This window comes from Pseudophaeobacter sp. 1A16562, assembly GCF_041008785.1.
Lineage (GTDB): Bacteria > Pseudomonadota > Alphaproteobacteria > Rhodobacterales > Rhodobacteraceae > Phycobacter > Phycobacter gallaeciensis_A.
In genome coordinates, this window is sequence record NZ_JAXGFT010000015.1 from 25,730 (window position 1) to 43,327 (window position 17,598).

The following is a 17,598-nucleotide window of genomic DNA, read 5'->3' on the forward strand; positions in this document are numbered from 1 at the left end:
CGGGTCGCGTGATGGCTCAGGCCGCTTGCGCGACCTCGCTATCAGGCTCGGGGGTTTCCGCAGCGGGCTCCGCCTCATCAAAGGCGATACCGGCGGTCTGCATCATCGGCGGGCACCAGGCGGCCACGGCAGCGCGCTGCGCGTCCGTGAGCGTAGCGAAGGGCTCGGCGAAGAGCTTGTCACAAAAGGCGACGATCTCCTTCTTGCTCGACGAGGCCAGCGTCACCGCCTCCTGGGCGAGACCCAGATCCTCGCCGAGGATCTTCAGGAGCCAAGCCTTCTTGAAGCGGTTGAAGAGCGCCGCATTCGGCGTCCAGTGGGCGCGGATGTCGGGCATGATCTCGATCTCGAACGCATGCATCAGGCTGTCGCGCTGGCGGTCCCGCGCGAAGCAGGACTGCGTGGTGCTGGCCGTGGCATAGGCCACGAGCTTGGCCTTCTCGCCGGCCTCCAGCGCGCGAAACGCCGCGAACTGATCGGCGGGCGGGCGGGTATCATCGAGCCAGGAAAGATTGAGCACATCATGCGCTGCCGCCACCTGCTCAAGCGAGGTCTCGTCGATCTCGTCCATCTTGGCATGGCTGCGGTGTTCCTTGCGGGCGTCGACCTTGATCGCCTGCGTGACACTCATTCCGCTGGCCAGAACGTCGCTCACCAGCTTGAAGAGCGTCAGATCGAGCGTGGCCTCGGGATGCAGCGCCATTGCGGCGCCAAGGGCCATGGCCCGCTCGGTCTTGAGGTCCTCGGCCAGCGAGGCCGGATAGGTGATTTCTCCGGCATCGGCGGCCTCTTCCCCCGTCTGGTTGCCCGCGGAGCCGCGCGCGCCCTCCTCTTTCACGGTGTCCTCCGGGCGCACGAGACCAACATGGAGCGTGATCTGCCCACCCTGCCACGACGCGATCACCCCAGACCGCGCGAGGTCCTCGGTGCTGTAGGCCTCCTGCAGATCGCGGGCTTCCTCTTCCAGAGCGTCCACACGGTCGTAAAAGGCATTGTAGGCACCGTCCTCGAGCCCCTCGTCCTCCATCTCGAGCTGCAATTTCTCGAGCTCGGCGGTGATCTCATCCACGCGCTTCTGGGCGGCCTCGTCGGGCTCGATCGGGCCGGGATAGACGCGGCCGTAGTCGGCCATGGTCGCGTAATCATACCGCACCATCGCATCGGCCCAGACAAAGCCCAGCCTCGTGCGGGCCTCTTCGGCAGCCGCACCGAGCTTCTCGAGCAAGATGGTCTCGACCAGTGCTGTATCCTCGAGCACGGAATGTTCTTCCAGAAGATCGGCCGCGACAGCACCGCCCCGCGCCTCGTAGTCCGCGCGCACGAAAGCCCCGATATCATCGCTGACCTGCACGCCGCGGGATTTGAGGGCCTGACGGACGGTGTAGGCCTGCAGATAGCCGCCGTCTTTCGTGAGCGCCTCGAAGACCTCGCGCTGCGCCTCCTGGCTCGGGTGCTCGGCGAAGGCCTTCATCGTGTCGAGCGTGATCACCTTGCCCCGGGCCGCGGCGCGGATGTCGGGGTGGATCAGGCCATAGCGCAACCGGCCTTTCACGGCGGCCACCGTGGTGCCGAAGGTCTTTGCGATGGTCTCAGGCGTCTGGCCGTCGACCTCCATCATCCGCGCGAAAGCCTCGAACTCATCGATGGCATTCATCGGTGCCTGGGTGATGTTCTCGGCGAGCGACAGCGCCGTGGTGACGTCGCAGTCGTCTGGGACAAGGCGACAGTCGACCTTGGTTTTCGCAGTGAACCCCTTGGTGGCCTTGTCGGCGATCAGCTCCTTCAGCGCGGCATGGCGCCGGCCACCGGCGAGGACAGCGTATTTGCCGTCAAGCTTCTGGACCAGGAGAGGCTGGAGCAGGCCCAGAATAGCAATACTGGCCTTCAGATGGGCGATGTTCTCGGGGTCGTAGGTTTCCGGGGAGTTACTGCGCACGTTGGCGGGGTGGGCAGTCAGATCGCCGATAGCGACGGAGACGAGTTTGAAACTTGCGGTCATAAGATGTCCTTTTCGGTGGATGAGGTGTGGCCCGCGCGTTCACGCGCGTGACCAATCCCCGGCTTCGGGGATCACAAAGACCGAAGGCCCGCTTTGCCTTTTTGGGGGCCGCGGGCCTTCATCGTCTGAGATGTCAGTAGGGGGTGTCCCCTGCCCTACCAGTCGCGCGCCAGCATGATGGTCAGCACACGCATGGTGGTGGCGGGATTGTCCGGGGCTTCGGCGCCATAGCGGAAGTCGGAATCCGCTTCGTACAAATCCAGTTTCCAGAACACGGTCTCGCTTCGGATCTCGACCGCCCCGAAATCGTGCCATCCTTCGGGATCATTCTCAGGCTCGAATGTGGCAAACTCACCGGTCGCCTTCACCGCCTCGGCCATGAAGCCGTCATCGGCCTCCATAAGCGAGCGGGTCACATGCATCCGGCCGTGGATGGGCTGCGCGGGCGGCACCCCAAGGCACGCGAGCTTGCGAAACGCGTCGTTCTGCGCCGCGATCACGTTCGGATCCGGACGGTCTGGCTGGGGTTGAACATTCATGGACATGGGGATCTCCTTTGAGAGGTTTGAAACACCCTTCTCAAAGCCCGCTTTTTCTTTTCCGCTTGGCGGATGAATCGAGGCCGAAGGCGCCCTACCCGAACAGCCCTTTGGGTCTGTAATTCGGGTTGGGGATGGTTTCGATCCAGCCGCCTTGTTCTTTGATGCTCTCGAGCGCTGCCGAGAGCGGATAAGCGCCCTCGGCAGCGCTCCACCAATAGGCACCGCGCTTGAAGGTGATGATCTTGCGGCGGCCGTCGTTGAAGCAGGCCACCCGCAGCGTTTTGGGTTCCTTACGTGACATGGGTGTCTCCGTTCTCCGTGCGGTCAGGCGGCCTCGGCACTGCGACCTGCCCTGCCCACCTCCGATCTGGCGATCAGATAATCACAGGCGCGCTGCGCGTCCGCGGCGTGCCGGAAGATCGCGCCCTTGTCCGACCGAAGGACCCGCAACCAGTTGTGCAGGTAGGCGGCATTCATCTCGAGCGTATGCGCCGTGAAGCCGAGCGTCTGACCCAGGAACACCGAGGTCAATTCCGCGACGATCTCCTCGCGCGCATAGGACGTGTTGCCAAACTTCGAGAACCCGAAATCGCGGTTCAGTCGATGGGGAGCTTTCGTGGCATGGGCCAGCTCATGGGCCCAGACCCCGTAGAAATTGCGCGGGTCCTGGAACCGCGTGATGGACGGCATGTAGACCTTGTCCACGGGCGGCAAATAATGGGCTTCCGTTCCTGTGAAGACGGTCGTGATGTCGATGGCGTCGAAAAACGCCTGCATGTGAGGGATGGGCTCGGACGGCGGATGCTCGGGTGCGGGCTCCGGGTCGGGGTAGAAACCCTCAGGCAGGCCCTCGATCTGGCAGGCATTGAACACGCGGTAGGATTTCTGGAAGCGGAAGATGCGGGCCTCCTCGGACCGATCATCGCTCTCCTCCTGATCATCCTCGCCGCCGGCGTCTTTCCGGCTTTGGCCGTAGTAGACAACGACAGAGGACTTTTCGCCCTTGCGGACCTTTGCGTCCAACGCATTGGCCTGCGGCAGCGTCATCCAGAAGGGAGAGCTGTGGCCCGCCATCACGGTCCGCATCGTCAGCAGGAAGTTGTTCACTCCCTGGTAGGGTTCCCCGCCCACGCGCAGGGGGCGACAGCTGCCACCTGCGGTCCATGGCTTGCGCCACGGCAGGACGCCGCGCTCGATGATGCGGATGATTTCGTTTGTGATGACCTCGGAGGCATCGAATTTGGGCGTGCGGGATCGGGCCATGGCTGGCCTCCTTTCGAGTGTTGGTGAGAGGGAATGGTGATCAGGTTGACTGGCGGGGGCGCGGATCGTTGGCGATCCTGGCACCGAGGGCTTCGACCATGTCGATGTAGGTGGTCAGCGAGACGGACGTGCCAGGACCGCAAGGGTCAGGGTCGACCGATCCGTCCCGCGCCACGCACGGCAAGTTCGCGAAGGTGATGACGTCAGTGACGGGTCGGTTATCGATGAACGGCGTCCCTCGTGCGACCGCAAGTGCGGCCAAGGGAAAGCGATCGATCGGCGCGAGGGTGGACACGGTGGTCCAACCGAGATGGAGGAATGTCCCACCCTCCCCGCAGATCACATGCGCGTTTGGCAATGACGCCGCCTGCTTCAGATAGCCGAGATCACGCAGGACGGTCTGGCGTTCGAGCCGCTGTGCCAGCGCCGTCTGGCCAGTTCGGCGCAGCTCTCTATGCCGCCACCACCAGGCAGCGGTCGCGCGCAACACGCGCAAAACACCTGTTTGCATCGGAATGCCCTTCATCAGGAAAGACAGACCGGAATCCGGCCCGGACCCATCTGAGGGACCCCAAAGGCCCTCATCCGTCAGTCACAAAACCCGAAGGACACTTTCTCTTTTTCCGGCCCCTTTGGGCACACAACAAAACCGAAAAGCCCGGCCCTTCTGCCGAAGCCATTGATTTCATGCAGCAATTCCAGATCGGCAGGCAAGATCGGCAAGGCATATCGGCAAAACCTTGCTTGAAAGTACGAAATGTGTTTATTTTTCAATTACTTTGCAAACATGGAAGATCGGCAAAAATGCTGGAAACACCCGCCAGGATCGAACCCTGCTTCTTCGAGGAGCATATTCCCACAGAACTGGCAGACCTTTCGGTCGACATCCAGAGGGAAGCCACCGGGCTGGGGCAAGGGTTGCATCCTGACAGCGCAGCCGAACTTGCCGATCTCGTCCGTGTGATGAACTGCTACTACTCCAACCTGATCGAAGGACACAACACGCGCCCCCGCGACATCGAAAGGGCGCTGGCTGGTGCCGAGCTTGAGGAAGAAACCCGCCCTCTCGCCCTTGAGGCCCGGGCGCACGTCATCGTTCAACGGGCCATCGATGAGATGCATCGCATAGGCACCCTGCCCCGCCCTACATCCGTCGAATTCCTGACTTGGGTCCATAAGAGCTTCTACGACGAGATGCCGGATGAGTTTCGGGTCATCGAACATCCCGACGGCACACAAGAGCCCATCGTTCCGGGACGCATGCGCCAGGATGATGATCGGGAAGTTGCGGTCGGGCGCCACCTACCTCCTTCATCGTCGCGCGTCGCGGCATTCATGGACCATTTCGACAAACGATTTCAGATTGCGGCGCGGTCTTCGAGCGGACGGATCATCGCGATCGCCTCTGCACATCACCGGCTCAACTACATCCACCCTTTCCCGGATGGTAACGGCCGTGTCAGCAGACTGATGTCTCATGCCATGGCCCTCACAGCGGGGATTGGTGGCCAAGGGCTCTGGTCCATATCACGTGGGCTGGCCCGCGGGCTTACCGATCGGGGCGAGTACAAACGGATGATGGATCTGGCCGACAGTCCACGCCGCGGAGACCGCGACGGACGGGGGAACCTGTCAGAAGCGGCACTGAAGGCGTTCAGCGAATGGTTCCTAAAAGTGACGCTCGACCAGATCACGTTCTCTGCGAAGCTGTTCGATCTCGGCGGATTGGACCAACGGTATCGTCGTCTTGTTGCAGATACCATCGATGACAAGCGAGCGCCGGAACTAATCTCGGCGGTTCTTCGGCATGGGGCACTGGAACGTGGCGACGCGCAAATTGTGCTCAAGACGTCCGAGCGTACTGCTCGCAACACGCTGAGTAAACTGACCGCCGCCGGATACCTGATGTCCGCCTCGCCGAAGACGCCAGTTCGGTTGGCGTTTCCGTTAGATTATCGAGAGCGGCTCTTTCCAAACCTCTTTGGAGATGGTGACCTCCCACAATAACTTTAGGCATTTAGGGTGTAATGCCTTGCCGTGGATTTCTTCCATGGGCGGCCAGATTTTCATCAAGGCTTGCTCGTGTGTCACTTGTCCACCGCGGTGGACATCTGCTGGTCTGAGATAAACTGAAGAACCACCACGCGCCGCTAGGTGCGTTTGGACAGTTTTGGTTGCCACAAGCGCCGCTTCTCGTTCGAAGTCCACCGCGGTGGACATTAGACAGTTCGCTCATTGTTTTCGGACAGTCGCTTGATTAAAGCTAATGGATCAAATTGGTTTTGCCTTTGACCCAGGGTGATACTGTGAAAATACGCTCCAAAATCCCTGATGCGTTTTCCAAGCTGTAGCATGATGAAGATTGCGCATGACGCTTTCTGAGCTCCTACAGCATTCTTGGCTTTCTCGAAAGTCTCTGGGTGAATGCCCATCATGGGTGCAAGTGTTCGAGCATGGTTTTCAATGTCCAACCAGTTTCTAAGTCTCTCTGTGGAGAACGATGTCGCCTGATCGCAGACTGAGGTCAACAAGTCTGGTTTCAGGGCCTCAAGGCCTATGTTGCTATCTAAATCTTTTTTTTCTTCTTCAGACTTAGATTGATGCCGGACAGTTTGTCCGTCATTGGCGGGCAATTCCATAGTTTCAGGCGGGTCATCCGGGGTAGACAAACTCTGGCATTCTACATCTGTATTGGCGAGCAGAGCGTGGTATTCGGGGAGGCTCAGCTTCCTGCGTAGAGCTTTCCGTGCGTGGTTGATGAATGCGTTGCTAGGATCGTGCTCTTCCAAATGGGCGAGCTTTGTAAGGATCTGTTTGCGGACAAATATCCGATCTCGCCGGTTATTCTCCATCTCTTGCGCGATGGCTATAAGCTCGCTCGCACGTTGGAGCAGGGGGGTGAGAGACAATCCATAACTGATGCACTCCCCGCCGGATGAGCGAACGCGGTAGCGCTTTCGGTTCGAGCTGTCATTGCGCTTGATGAATCCGAGTTCAACGAAGCGGTTGATGTGCCTCCGGAGTGTCCGTTCGTCGATTCCGCCAACGCGCTGGCAAAGTGAATTGTTAGACGCAAAAACCGTTTCGCCATGGCCAGGTTTCAGAAAACTGAGCATTGCTTGAAGTGTCTGTATGTGGCCAGGACGTAAACCAAACACGCTGCGTGCATCTCTCAGGGCTCTGAAGATGGTCCAGACGTCGGTTTCAGATGGGGGAAATGAGCCGCGGGTTGCATCAGCACCTGCGGCTTCGATAGAGAGTTTTGTAAATGCCATGGCTTGTTCACGACGACCGTTCGGCCCACAACTTCCCCGTCTCTTTCCTCAAATTTTCGCGGAAAAAGGCAAAAAATATCAGTCCACCGAATCGGTGACTCTTGACCGGTATGCTGGAGGTTGCTACATCAAAGATGCTAATCAGATGATGAGGGCTCTCCAGGGGAAACTTTGGGGGGCTCTTTTCTTTCGGGTCTTCGCTTTTCTCCTCTGCTCGTGTTGCTCTGTGTGGCCTGGGTTAGGACCCAGAGCCTCTCTCATTCCGCCACTGTACGAAGAGTTGCAAAAGCGTAGCTTCCGCGTGCTCTTCGAGCCATTGGCCGAATTCTGGATTGTCCTTTTTGCTGACCTTGAGCGCGATCGCCTTCTCATCGATTGTCAGCGTGCCCAATGAACTGCCGTTCTCATCATTGATGACCGAAGTCAGCCCACGATTGGGCGGCTTCTTGTCGCTACGTGCTTTGCTCGAGCAAGCCGAATAAACCGCTTGGAACTTTTCGGAACTAGGAGTGTCGTCGGGCAGGGCGGCGAGCGCCTCTTTGGCGATGTCCACCAAATCTACCTTCACCGACAAGGCAGCTAGATCACCCCACTGCCGTCGTCCGATCCCATGTGCTGGCCCGATGAGTTGAACAAGACCGTCTGGCAGTTGTTCTATGACGACCCTGTGGTTGGATACGCCTTGCCGGGTCAGACCTAGAGCATCTTGAATGACACCGGGTTTGTACCCGGATTCTTGCATCTCTTTGATAAAAAGAGACTTTTCTATAAAAGACGGATCAAGCCTGAGGTTGTTCTCCTGGCCTTGAGCGATCAGAGATGCGTCATCGTCCAAGGTTCGAACAATTGCCTTGACCGTTCCACCGACCTTACGGATCGCCGCAAGCCTGCGGCGGCCGTAGATGATGCGGTATCTGTCCGGCTGGGCTGATGGACGGACCATGATGGGCACTTGTTGGCCATGCTTGCGAATGCTCTCGGCCAATTCATCGATACTGGAATCTTCCAGCACCAACCGATCGCGCAGCCCATCCATGTCAATCTGATCGGGTTCGATATCGCGAATCGAGTTTGCTGTGATCTCGCGCAAAGAGTCGCGCAATCCTCCAACAGACCCCGGCAGCTTTGCCGCTTTTGGCGGGGTAGGGGAGGGGGCTCCGCTCTCCGTCTCATTCCTTGGAGGCTGGTTGAAGATGTTTCGGGCCATCAGCGACGCCCCCATGCCATTTGGATCGTCTGCTCTAGCTCATCGCCAACGCCATTCACGCTGGTCAGGGCGCGATCAATCGTCTTTCTGATGAATTGGCTTGGATCGACTTCGTAGACCGTCTGCTGGGTCATCCCCGCGTCGGAGATCGCCGTAGACTTCAGCATCGGCTCTGTCATGACCTGACCTGCCAGAATTGATCTCAGGTAGCCTGCCATTTGGGTCTGCGGACCGTCCGACGGTTCATATCTGGTAATCAGGAACTTGACAAAATCCCATGTGACACGCCGACCGATGGCTTCCTCCACGGCCTTGACCGTTTCTGAAGCAAGCTTCAGGAATTGGCTCATGGATGCGATGTCAAGCATGCCAGGTACCACGGTAACCAAAAGCCCCGTCGAGGCTGCCAGCGCAGTCAGGGTTAGAAACCCAAGCTGAGGCGGGCAGTCGATCAGGACGATGTCGTAGTTTGCCTCAACCTCTTCAAGCGCCAAGGCGAGGCGCTCTGCAAAGATGGGCTGTACGCGACGGGCGAGAGCGTTTGCGGTCTCGGTTTCGTACTCCGAGAGCATCAAACCGGCGGGCACCATGTCGAGCTTATGGAAGTAGGTCTTTTGGATGACGTTCGAGAGAGGAACTTGGTCCTCATATCTCAAAGCATCATAGATTGTGCCGCCATCGGCGAACTCAAGCTCGGGCCGAAAGCCGAAAAACGTGGTCAAACTTGCTTGCGGATCGAGGTCTAGGACCAGCACGCGGTAACCGCGCAAGGCATACCTTTGCGCAAGATGAATCGTCGCAGTAGTCTTTGATGAACCGCCTTTGAAGTTGACGACGGATATCACCTGGAGACGATCGCCATCACGTCGACCTGGGCGGTAGCTTTCTGCGTTCTTTCCAGTGCGTCCAAGAACATCGCGCAACTCATCAATCTCTTGGGCTGTGTAGAACCGGTGTCCGCGGTTGTCTGTATGCACTTCCGGGAAGCTGCCGTCCTTGTGCCGGTTGCGCAGGTTAGATGTGCTTACGCGCAGGAGGCCGGCGACTTCGGTGGAACTGAAGCGGCGTAGGGACTTTCGTTCTTCGGGTTCGAAAGCGATCTTCATCTGGCGATCCAAAGACTCAGCCAGATTGTCGGCAAATGCTCCGATATCGGAAGAGCCTATGCCTTGCGTGTATCCAATGTTACGATCATCCATGTCCTGCCGCCCACTCTCGGCCTCTGTTGAGGCTCTTAGTCATTCTGACGGTGTACAGCGTGTCTGACGCGTTTTGCCGTCAGAATGGGAATGCCACGATCCAGTGAGTCCGGCAAGAAGAATCTAAATGTAGTGTGAAAGTTATCCACAACACCTATAGGTGTTGCCGCGTAAAAAAATCAACAAGTCATTGATATAGATATATTAAATGCAGATCTAACCGAATCGAGCCGCTACTCTGTTGAGTTGGCACATTAGCAGCTAACCCCAAGCAACTAATGGCACTTTCTGCCTCCTGCGGAGTTTTCCCCCGGTGGAATTTTTTGGATTCGGGTCAGAAGCTACATCTGATCTTGGCTCGATTCGTACGGCATGAGGCCAAGTCGTTCCGCCCGCTCCAACAGCATTTTCACCGAAGACGGCTGCCATCTCGTTCGGCCACGAGGCGTGCGTTCGCGCATAGATTCCAGCCGTTCACAGATCGCTTGAAGCGTGATGTCGGGATCTGCGCCCTTGATGCCAGCAATAATGGCGGGCAGGCGATCGTCCGTTTCGCGGCGCCCGGCGCGGGCCAGCACCTCGGTAGGCAGGAAGCCGTCGCGGACATAGGCCTTCACAGCGCGCAGCAGGCGGCTTTGGGTCCAGCGACGCGCCTCGGGCAAGGGGCCGTTGATGATGCGCAGCACGTCCTCCCAAGCCAAGTCGGGTCGCAACCGGCGCACGTGGGGCACCCAATCTTGTGCCGTTTCGTTCAAACGCTCCATGTAGCCGTCCTGTCGCGCCAGCCGCACTTTGCGAAGAGCGGCAGGGTCTTTGGCACGCAGCCCAGGGTTCCCGCCCACGCGGCCCTTTGTGCGCGCGCTGGCGAGGCCGGCCTTGGTGCGTTCCCGGATCAGGGCGCGCTCGAACTCGGCCGCAGCGCCCAAGACCTGCAGCGTGAACTTGCCTTGCGGGGATCCGGTGTCGATCGGGTCCTGAATGGAACGAAAGAACGCCCCCTTGGCCTCCAGCCGCTCGATCACCTCCAGCAGATGCGACAGGGATCGCGCGAGGCGGTCAATCCGCACGACCACCAGCGTGTCGCCCTTGCCGATGCGCTCCAACACCCGCGCAAGCACCGGCCGCGCACGATTGCCGCCCGAGGCCTGTTCTTCATGGATCTCGGCGCAGCCTGCGGATTTCAGGGCCTCAGACTGGGGCAGGGGGGTTTGATCCTCGGTTGAAACGCGCGCGTAGCTGTCGCGTAGCCCTTAATTGTGAGATGGGAAATCCAACGAAATCAACGGCTGAGCTTTGCCCTTAAATATGAGATTTTGCCTTTAATTCTGATATTTTTGCCCTTAAACCTGAGACAGGGTTCACAGACATTTGCGGCAAATATCGATGAATGATGATGGCGAAGACTGCGTTGCTGTTGGTGCTGAAGAGGCGCGCAGGGCCGCGGTGCTGCGCCCTCTTGTTCAGGCATATCTCAATGGGACTGGCAGCCTGGAACGTGGCATCAATGACGCCGTTTGGGAGCTTGGTGTCAGCAGGGCGACGGTCTGGCGTTGGATAAAACGGTTGGCGGAAGAGGGTGGGCGCACCAGCGCTCTGGCTCCGCGGAAACGGGGCCGCCCGACCGGGACGATGTTAATATCCAGCAAAGTCGAAGCGGTAATCGAGGAGCACCTTCGCCGCTATTTCTTGCGCCGGGAGCGTTCGAGCTTGTCGCGCGTCGTGACAGAAATCCGCAGCGCTTGCTGGCAGGAGGGCTTGCAACCGCCGACACGGCGAACGGTTCAGCGTCGTCTGGATGCGATGGATGCCCGCGAAGTTGCGAAGGCACGAGAGGGCGCAAAGGCGGCCCGCCAGAAATTTGCGCCGGTCACAGGTGAGAACAAGGCCAGTATGCCACTGGAGATCGTCCAAATTGATCATACACCGGCGGACATCATTCTTGTCGACGGCTTTGAACGCAAACCAATTGGGCGGCCTTGGGTCACGCTGGCGATCGACGTCGCAACGCGGATGGTGACCGGATATTACACCTCTCTCGAGGCACCTTCGCGTCTGTCAGTGGCGCTTTGCCTGACACAGGCGGTGGCCCTCAAGGAGGAACTTCTTGCGGAATTGGCGTGCGATGTTCCTTGGCCGGCACAGGGCAAACCGCACAGCATCCACGTCGATAACGGTCGCGATTTCCGGTCGCGCGCCTTTCGGTCGGCCTGTGCGGATTGGGGGATCGATCTGGTCTATCGACCGCCAGCAAGTCCTCACTTCGGTGGTCACATCGAACGGTTGATCGGCACCATGATGGGGGCCGTTCACCTGTTGCCGGGAACAACGCAATCCTCGATCGCGGCAAAGGGCGACTATGACGCCGAAAGCAAGGCCACGATGACGTTGAGCGAATTCGATCGCTGGTTTGCTCTGGAAATCTGCCGTTACAACAACAGCATTCATTCAAGTCTTGGCTGCACGCCCGTTGCCAAATGGGAGGCGCTCTCAGAGCAAATGACAGGCGACATCCCCTTCGAGATGGAAGCCTTTCAGGTGAGCTTCCTGCCGAGTGAACTGCGCAAGATCAGGCGTGACGGCATCCATCTGTTCCAGATAAGGTACTGGTCCGATGCCCTTGCAGGCCACATTGGGCGCGGGGATGGAAAGGTGGTCGTTCGCTACGATCCTCGCGATATCTCAATGATCTGGGTCGAACTGGACGATGGCCGGTATGTTGAGGCGCGGTACAGAAACCTGGAAATTCCGCCCGTCTCGCTCTGGGAATATCGCGAAGCGATGAGGAAGGCCCGTGCCCTTGGCAAGTCCGGGTCTAATGAGCTGGTGCTGGCTGAGCTGATCCGACAGCAACGCCAGATCGAAGCTGAAAGCCGGGGCCTGACGAAGGCCGAACGCAGAACCCGTGAAAGAAAAGGGACATTGAAGGGCACGAACTCGGCCGTCTCGACAACCGAAGGGCTGCGCCCGATCGATACGGGTGATACATCGCGCCCATTGTTCAAGGTGGAGAGATGGTGAATTGAGGGCAGGGACAACTGAAGAAGACGGCCGGATCGCCCTCATTCAATCGGATATCTGGATCGGCTTTCCTCGGGCGGAACAGGTGTTGGACCGCTTGCAGGGCATGATCGAAGCGCCACGACAAACCCGTATGCCTGGGCTTCTTGTGCATGGCGCCTCCGGGATCGGAAAGACGATGATTGCCCGAAACCTGTCGCGCAAGTACGCACCAGAATACGATCCGGCGTCGGGCATCACCCGCACACCGCTTCTGCTGTTGCAAGCGCCGCCCGCACCTGATGAACGGCGGTTTTACCTGCACATCCTGGCCGCCGTCGGCGCCCCGGCGACGGCTCTTAGCGCCCGCGCTCAAAATGTGGCTTCCCTCGAAGTCCGTGTCATCGCGCTCTTACGCGACCTTGGCCTGCGGATGATCATGATCGACGAGGTCCACAATCTCTTGGCCGGGACCCACCGCGAACAGCGCCGATTTCTCAATGTCCTGCGGTATCTCAGCAATGAACTCGAGGTGTCACTGGTCTGCCTTGGGGTCAGCGAGGCCGTCGATGCTATTCGCGGTGATATCCAGCTTGCCCGACGGCTGGACGAACATCATCTGCCAAACTGGCGCGACGATGCCGAGTTCTCGGACATGATCCAGACCCTTATTGCTGCCATGCCACTGGAAAAGAAGTCCAACCTGAAGGTCAAATCTCTCAAGCAGGTCTTGGCACTGACCGGTGGGGTGACCTCGCGCATCTTCGCTCTGGTCAAGGATCTTTCCATCGACGCCATTATCACAGGCGAGGAATGCATCACCGATGACGCAATCGCAAAATGGACGCCGGTTTGGTCGCGCCATGCGAACCCCCATCGGCGGCTCCAGAAGTCCCGGGTGTGAAGCCGCACCCGCTGCCCAAGACTGTCGCGCCGCTGCCAGACGAGTTGTTGTCAGGTTGGTTGTCTCGGCTGGCGGCGGCCAACTACTGTGATGATGCGGAACTACTGGCTCATCTCAGAATCGATACCGCGCATGGCACCGCCTTGGACTTCAACGTCGACGCGGCTGCGGCGGCGAAGATTGCCAACGCCGCACGGGTTAACCCAGATGTTGTTCGATCTTTGACCTTTCCGGCAATGACGCCACGAGAAGCCTCGCTGACGGCTCAGATGCCATTCCAGCATTGCATGCAATGCGCCAGAGAGGGTCTTTCGCTCAGGCATTGGAGGCGGGCCTGGGCATTTGACTGCCAAGTTTGCGGGACGAGACTTGTGCAGACCCTTGGCAAACTCCGTGAGGAACAAATATCTGGAAAACTGATATACCGAGCGCGCCGCGGGGCAGAGATGCTTGAGTGCGCCGCGCGCTCGCGCGGCCCCAAGCAACTTCGGCGCGCAATGCGCGCAGTCACCTTTGCCATGTCACTCAAAACCTTCCGCGGGGATCCGTCGTTCGCTGTCCAGAACCCCAGATCGGAAGTTAGGCTGTTCTGCCTCGCCGCAATCGCCGCCGCTCGATCTCATCCCTTGGCTAAGGCAGCCATCGTCAGCAAAAGCATCGACGACTATGCAAGGGTTGCTCTCTTGCGCGCCTTCGAGAAGGAGCCTCGATTGCTTGCCGCGGTTGATCACATCGCGCAAAGGTGCGCGAGAAACAGGGGCCCCATGACAGCCGTATCTCACAATTAAGGGCAAAAATTGTCGCCAAACGCGTCGCGTCTCAGATTAAAGGGCAACGCGACAACGGCGAGCGTCACAAGTTCCAATACGTGCAGCAACAGCAACGCGGAAAACGTCAGGATGATCCGAAAGCCGGAGCCATCCGACCGCTGCGGGGAAAACTTCAGAATGCCCGACAACGCATAATGATGGACAATTCCCATCACGATCGCCGCGCATATTCCGACAAACATAGCCATCAACTCGGTCATACACCCAAACCCGTCTTCCTGTTCAAACAGGTCAATTTGACCATACATCAGGCTTTTAGCACAACGGGACCAATTGATTCTTCACTGGTCAGGCCAACGCGGGGGGCAACCCGTTCAGGGCGACATCCACCGGAACGGTCGGCAAGTTCGATGCGATCCAGCCAGGCCCTTCGCCTGATCCCAACATCCCTTCCGAGATATCGGCGTAGCCCGAATAACCAGCTTGTCTCAACGCTCGAAGCAGCGATGCGGAGCGTCCGCCAGTGGCGCAGATCAGTCCAACAGTGCGATCACCGCTCAGTTCCTTGGCCCTGAACAATCGGTCCGGAAAACCGGACGCGTGCATGCTTATCGGCCATACACCAGCACCTACGCCGGTTTCTTGCCACTCTTTGTGCGTTCTGACATCGATGATCCGCGCCGTATCCGATAGAAGCGCGTCAAAGGCATTCTCTGCCGACCAGACAGATCGGCTCTGCGCCAACAGCGGTGACGCCGCGACGGTCAGCACCGTCATATGAGCACCCAGAACGAAACGGCGCCGGTTCAAATCAAGAGCCATATTCGAAAACCTCATCCTTTGATCGGTTGCGATCCCAAAGGTCACATAACATACGCGCGACGCTACCCGGGAGCACGACACGGTGCAGGCACAGATTTGTATCCATCTGTAGCAAGGGACTGACCTGATACAAACGGCTACAATTCTGCCCATGAAACAGAATGCAACAATGATCTAGGAAGGACGCCATGGGACCGCCACCTCATATCCTTATCGTGGACGACCACGCTCAGATACGCGAAAGCGTCGCGCGCTTCCTGGAGAAGAACGGAATGCGCACGACCGTCGCCAGGGATGCCGTGGAGATGGATGCCAAGCTGGCCACCGGTCACTTCGACCTCCTCGTGCTCGATGTCATGATGCCGGGCGAGGACGGTTTGTCGGTTTGCCGCAGACTTGCGCCAGAGGGTGATCTTCCGATCATCATGCTGACGGCGCTTGGTGAGGAAACGGATCGGATCGTGGGTCTGGAAATCGGTGCGGACGATTATCTCGCCAAGCCGTTCAATCCACGAGAACTGCTCGCCCGCATCAAGTCGGTTCTTCGGAGAAGCAACCGCGACGAACCTGTGGCCGGAAGCCTCGCTGGGAGGAAAGTCTCTTTTGCGCACTGGATACTGGATACCGACCGGCAGGTGCTGATTGACGAGTCCACCACCGAGACCCCATTGACGACCTCCGAGTTCAAATTACTGGCGGTCCTGCTGGAACGCGCGAGGATGGTGCTCAGCCGTGACCAGTTGCTTGACCTGACCGCTGGGCGGACGGCAGGCCCGATGGATCGAACCATCGACAATCAGATCAGCCGTCTCCGCCGCAAAATCGAGCCGGATGTACTTAGGCCCAGTGTCATCAAAACGGTGCGGAACGGCGGATACTGTCTGGCTGCCGATGTCGAGGATGCGCCGTGATGCGCCGTGCGATGAGGTCTCTGAGCGGCCAGTTGATCCTGCTTGTGGTCGCGGCACTTGTCGTGGCCCAGGCGATCAGCCTGTTCCTGTTCGCTGACGAGCGCACCCTTGCGATTCGTGCCGCATTGGGGTTCGAGGCCGCCGGTCGCGCAGCAAATGTCGCGCGGTTGATCGAGGAGGCCCCGCCGGAGTTGCAGGACTCGATCCTCCGCGCGGCGAATTCGCCATTGATCCGGTTTGATCTGTCGGACGTTCCGAGCGTGGAACACACCGGTCATTCGGATGGCGGCATCGTGGAAGGACGCATACGCGCGCTTCTGGGCGATAGCTACAGCCGGGATATTCGCGTTGAACTGCACGAGGTCGAGGGCGCGTTGCGGCCCCTTCCCAATCTCTCGGACGAGATGACGGAAATGCATCTCGCGATGATGCGCGGAGAGTTGACGGCGGTTGAGATGAACCTGTCGATCGCCATCAAGGGAGCGCGTTGGCTGAATGTCGGAACGCGGTTCGAGCGTCCGCCAATCCAATGGCCTTTCTATTCGATGCTGACCTTTGGAATTTCCGCCGGACTGCTCCTGGTGGCGATCTTCTGGTTTGTCATGACGCGCCTGACGCGTCCTTTGCGGCACCTCTCCAAGGCCGCGGACCATCTTGGCCGGGGCGAGGATGTGGGTGAATTGACCGTCGCGGGGCCGACCGAGGTCAAGGATCTGACCGTCGCCTTCAACCGCATGCAACGACGGCTGACCCGGTTTGTCAGCGATCGGACACGGATGCTCGCAGCGCTTGGTCACGATTTGCGCTCGCCGTTGACTGCTATGCGTGTCCGCGCGGAGCTGGTTGACGAAGAAGAGACGCGGGACAGCCTCATCGCATCGGTCGAAGAGATGCAGAGCATGGTCGAAGCGACGCTCACCTTTGCACGGGGCCTTACCGGATCCGAAGGTGCCGAAGTGGTCGATCTGCGCAATTTTCTGGACAGCTTGTGCAGCGATATGGCGGCACACTGCACCTTTGCCCCGAGTGATGATGTTGCCGTGCGGCTTCGACCCAACGCGTTCCGAAGGGCGCTGAGGAACCTGCTTGAGAACGCCGTTCGCTACGGTGGTGCCGCAAAAGTCAGCTGGGCGACCCACGGTTCGAACCTCGTACTCAACATCGATGACAATGGGCCCGGCATTCCCGTCGACCAGTTGGAAAAGGTCTTCGATCCCTTCTATCGCCTCGAGCAATCGAGGTCTCTGGAAACGGGCGGTTATGGGCTTGGGCTCTCGATCGCGAGGACAATCGTCCAATCCCATGGCGGCGATATCCAGCTGGTCAACCATAACAGCGCGGGTTTGCGCGCTGTTGTCACCATCCCACTGGATGAAAGCGAACTAATCGAAGGAGAAACAGATGAAACTGAAAACGCTCATTCCAACGTTGCTGGCCAGCTTGCCCGCCAGCATGGCGCGAGCTGATGGTCCAGGCTCCTGGACAGGTCACATGTGGGGCGGAGGCTATGGCTTTATGGGCGGCTTCATGATGCTCGCCTTCTGGGGCGCCGTGATCGCATTGATCGTGTTTCTGGTGCTCAGGCTGCGGGACAATGGCACCCGTCCCCCGGACTCGGACGCGCAGGAAGCGCTCCGGCGCCGCTTTGCGAATGGGGAAATCGACGAAGAAGAGTTCCGTCGCCGCAAAGCAACGCTCGACGAATAGAC

Annotated in this window: 17 protein-coding genes and 1 pseudogene; 7 read left to right on the top strand and 11 right to left on the bottom strand. The window is 59.0% G+C overall.

Features of this window, described 5'->3' with window-relative positions; genetic code table 11:
• Positions 1-16 precede the first annotated feature (16 nt).
• The 5 genes from SM764_RS18285 to SM764_RS18305 form a co-directional block, all read right to left on the bottom strand.
• Positions 17-1,999, bottom strand: a complete 1,983-nt coding sequence (locus tag SM764_RS18285; RefSeq protein ID WP_369002445.1) for a ParB/RepB/Spo0J family partition protein — start codon at positions 1,997-1,999, stop codon at positions 17-19.
• Positions 2,000-2,154: 155 nt separating this feature from the next.
• Positions 2,155-2,544 (bottom strand): DUF3768 domain-containing protein, encoded by a 390-nt coding sequence (locus SM764_RS18290; protein ID WP_369002446.1) that lies wholly within the window; start codon positions 2,542-2,544, stop codon positions 2,155-2,157.
• 88 nt (positions 2,545-2,632) lie between these two features.
• A complete protein-coding gene (locus tag SM764_RS18295) occupies positions 2,633-2,842 on the bottom strand; it encodes a DUF6330 family protein (protein ID WP_005617043.1) in 210 nt (69 codons plus the stop codon).
• 23 nt (positions 2,843-2,865) lie between these two features.
• Entirely contained in the window at positions 2,866-3,804 is a 939-nt protein-coding gene (locus tag SM764_RS18300; protein ID WP_369002447.1) for an ArdC family protein, read from the bottom strand.
• A gap of 40 nt (positions 3,805-3,844) precedes the next feature.
• Positions 3,845-4,315, bottom strand: a complete 471-nt coding sequence (locus SM764_RS18305) for a hypothetical protein (protein ID WP_369002448.1) — start codon at positions 4,313-4,315, stop codon at positions 3,845-3,847.
• Positions 4,316-4,608: 293 nt separating this feature from the next.
• On the opposite strand from SM764_RS18305, the gene SM764_RS18310 reads away from it, so the two are divergent.
• Positions 4,609-5,811: a Fic family protein gene (locus tag SM764_RS18310; RefSeq protein ID WP_369002490.1), complete on the top strand. Its 1,203-nt coding sequence runs from the start codon at positions 4,609-4,611 to the stop codon at positions 5,809-5,811.
• Between the two features lie 212 nt (positions 5,812-6,023).
• Here SM764_RS18310 and repC read toward each other — a convergent pair whose 3' ends face one another.
• The 4 genes and pseudogenes from repC to SM764_RS18330 form a co-directional block, all read right to left on the bottom strand.
• The gene (repC, locus tag SM764_RS18315) at positions 6,024-7,079 is read right to left on the bottom strand and encodes a plasmid replication protein RepC (RefSeq protein WP_369002449.1); all 1,056 of its coding nucleotides are present in this window, start codon (positions 7,077-7,079) and stop codon (positions 6,024-6,026) included.
• 238 nt (positions 7,080-7,317) lie between these two features.
• Positions 7,318-8,286, bottom strand: a complete 969-nt coding sequence (gene repB / locus SM764_RS18320; protein WP_369002450.1) for a plasmid partitioning protein RepB — start codon at positions 8,284-8,286, stop codon at positions 7,318-7,320.
• The gene (gene repA / locus SM764_RS18325; RefSeq protein ID WP_009807965.1) at positions 8,286-9,485 is read right to left on the bottom strand and encodes a plasmid partitioning protein RepA; all 1,200 of its coding nucleotides are present in this window, start codon (positions 9,483-9,485) and stop codon (positions 8,286-8,288) included. Before repA ends, repB begins: the two co-directional genes overlap by 1 nt.
• Positions 9,486-9,826: 341 nt before the next feature.
• Positions 9,827-10,720 (bottom strand): annotated as a pseudogene (locus tag SM764_RS18330) (recombinase family protein); the annotation flags it as partial.
• Positions 10,721-10,868: 148 nt separating this feature from the next.
• Between SM764_RS18330 and SM764_RS18335 the strand changes: the two are divergent.
• Genes SM764_RS18335 through SM764_RS18345 form a run of 3 tightly spaced genes read left to right on the top strand, consistent with a single transcriptional unit; the run spans position 10,869 to position 14,174 of the window.
• Entirely contained in the window at positions 10,869-12,503 is a 1,635-nt protein-coding gene (locus SM764_RS18335) for a TnsB C-terminal domain-containing protein (protein WP_028288640.1), read from the top strand.
• Between the two features lies 1 nt (position 12,504).
• Positions 12,505-13,386: a TniB family NTP-binding protein gene (locus SM764_RS18340; protein ID WP_038147410.1), complete on the top strand. Its 882-nt coding sequence runs from the start codon at positions 12,505-12,507 to the stop codon at positions 13,384-13,386.
• Positions 13,383-14,174 (top strand): TniQ family protein, encoded by a 792-nt coding sequence (locus SM764_RS18345; RefSeq protein WP_038147409.1) that lies wholly within the window; start codon positions 13,383-13,385, stop codon positions 14,172-14,174. Before SM764_RS18340 ends, SM764_RS18345 begins: the two co-directional genes overlap by 4 nt.
• On the opposite strand, the gene SM764_RS18350 is transcribed toward SM764_RS18345, so the two are convergent.
• Positions 14,171-14,416: a hypothetical protein gene (locus tag SM764_RS18350; RefSeq protein WP_369002451.1), complete on the bottom strand. Its 246-nt coding sequence runs from the start codon at positions 14,414-14,416 to the stop codon at positions 14,171-14,173. The two genes, SM764_RS18345 and SM764_RS18350, sit on opposite strands and share 4 nt — an antisense overlap.
• Before the next feature lie 88 nt (positions 14,417-14,504).
• Positions 14,505-14,933: a rhodanese-like domain-containing protein gene (locus SM764_RS18355; protein ID WP_083794021.1), complete on the bottom strand. Its 429-nt coding sequence runs from the start codon at positions 14,931-14,933 to the stop codon at positions 14,505-14,507.
• Positions 14,934-15,166: 233 nt separating this feature from the next.
• On the opposite strand from SM764_RS18355, the gene SM764_RS18360 reads away from it, so the two are divergent.
• The 3 genes from SM764_RS18360 to SM764_RS18370 are packed head-to-tail and all read left to right on the top strand — an operon-like array spanning position 15,167 to position 17,596.
• Positions 15,167-15,889: a response regulator gene (locus tag SM764_RS18360; RefSeq protein ID WP_007803380.1), complete on the top strand. Its 723-nt coding sequence runs from the start codon at positions 15,167-15,169 to the stop codon at positions 15,887-15,889.
• Entirely contained in the window at positions 15,889-17,355 is a 1,467-nt protein-coding gene (locus tag SM764_RS18365) for an ATP-binding protein (protein ID WP_017468462.1), read from the top strand. The genes SM764_RS18360 and SM764_RS18365 overlap by 1 nt, the downstream gene beginning before the upstream one ends.
• Complete coding sequence (locus SM764_RS18370) at positions 17,291-17,596, top strand: SHOCT domain-containing protein (RefSeq protein ID WP_239367986.1); 306 nt, start codon at positions 17,291-17,293, stop codon at positions 17,594-17,596. The genes SM764_RS18365 and SM764_RS18370 overlap by 65 nt, the downstream gene beginning before the upstream one ends.
• Positions 17,597-17,598: the final 2 nt, after the last annotated feature.

Coding starts and splice junctions, on each gene's coding strand:
- SM764_RS18285 (WP_369002445.1), bottom strand. CDS start 1,999: ATGACCGCAAGTTTCAAACTCGTCTCCGTCGCTATCGGCGATCTGACT.
- SM764_RS18290 (WP_369002446.1), bottom strand. CDS start 2,544: ATGTCCATGAATGTTCAACCCCAGCCAGACCGTCCGGATCCGAACGTG.
- SM764_RS18295 (WP_005617043.1), bottom strand. CDS start 2,842: ATGTCACGTAAGGAACCCAAAACGCTGCGGGTGGCCTGCTTCAACGAC.
- SM764_RS18300 (WP_369002447.1), bottom strand. CDS start 3,804: ATGGCCCGATCCCGCACGCCCAAATTCGATGCCTCCGAGGTCATCACA.
- SM764_RS18305 (WP_369002448.1), bottom strand. CDS start 4,315: ATGCAAACAGGTGTTTTGCGCGTGTTGCGCGCGACCGCTGCCTGGTGG.
- SM764_RS18310 (WP_369002490.1), top strand. CDS start 4,609: ATGCTGGAAACACCCGCCAGGATCGAACCCTGCTTCTTCGAGGAGCAT.
- repC (WP_369002449.1), bottom strand. CDS start 7,079: ATGGCATTTACAAAACTCTCTATCGAAGCCGCAGGTGCTGATGCAACC.
- repB (WP_369002450.1), bottom strand. CDS start 8,286: ATGGCCCGAAACATCTTCAACCAGCCTCCAAGGAATGAGACGGAGAGC.
- repA (WP_009807965.1), bottom strand. CDS start 9,485: ATGGATGATCGTAACATTGGATACACGCAAGGCATAGGCTCTTCCGAT.
- SM764_RS18335 (WP_028288640.1), top strand. CDS start 10,869: ATGAATGATGATGGCGAAGACTGCGTTGCTGTTGGTGCTGAAGAGGCG.
- SM764_RS18350 (WP_369002451.1), bottom strand. CDS start 14,416: ATGACCGAGTTGATGGCTATGTTTGTCGGAATATGCGCGGCGATCGTG.
- SM764_RS18355 (WP_083794021.1), bottom strand. CDS start 14,933: ATGACGGTGCTGACCGTCGCGGCGTCACCGCTGTTGGCGCAGAGCCGA.
- SM764_RS18360 (WP_007803380.1), top strand. CDS start 15,167: ATGGGACCGCCACCTCATATCCTTATCGTGGACGACCACGCTCAGATA.
- SM764_RS18365 (WP_017468462.1), top strand. CDS start 15,889: ATGCGCCGTGCGATGAGGTCTCTGAGCGGCCAGTTGATCCTGCTTGTG.
- SM764_RS18370 (WP_239367986.1), top strand. CDS start 17,291: ATGAAACTGAAAACGCTCATTCCAACGTTGCTGGCCAGCTTGCCCGCC.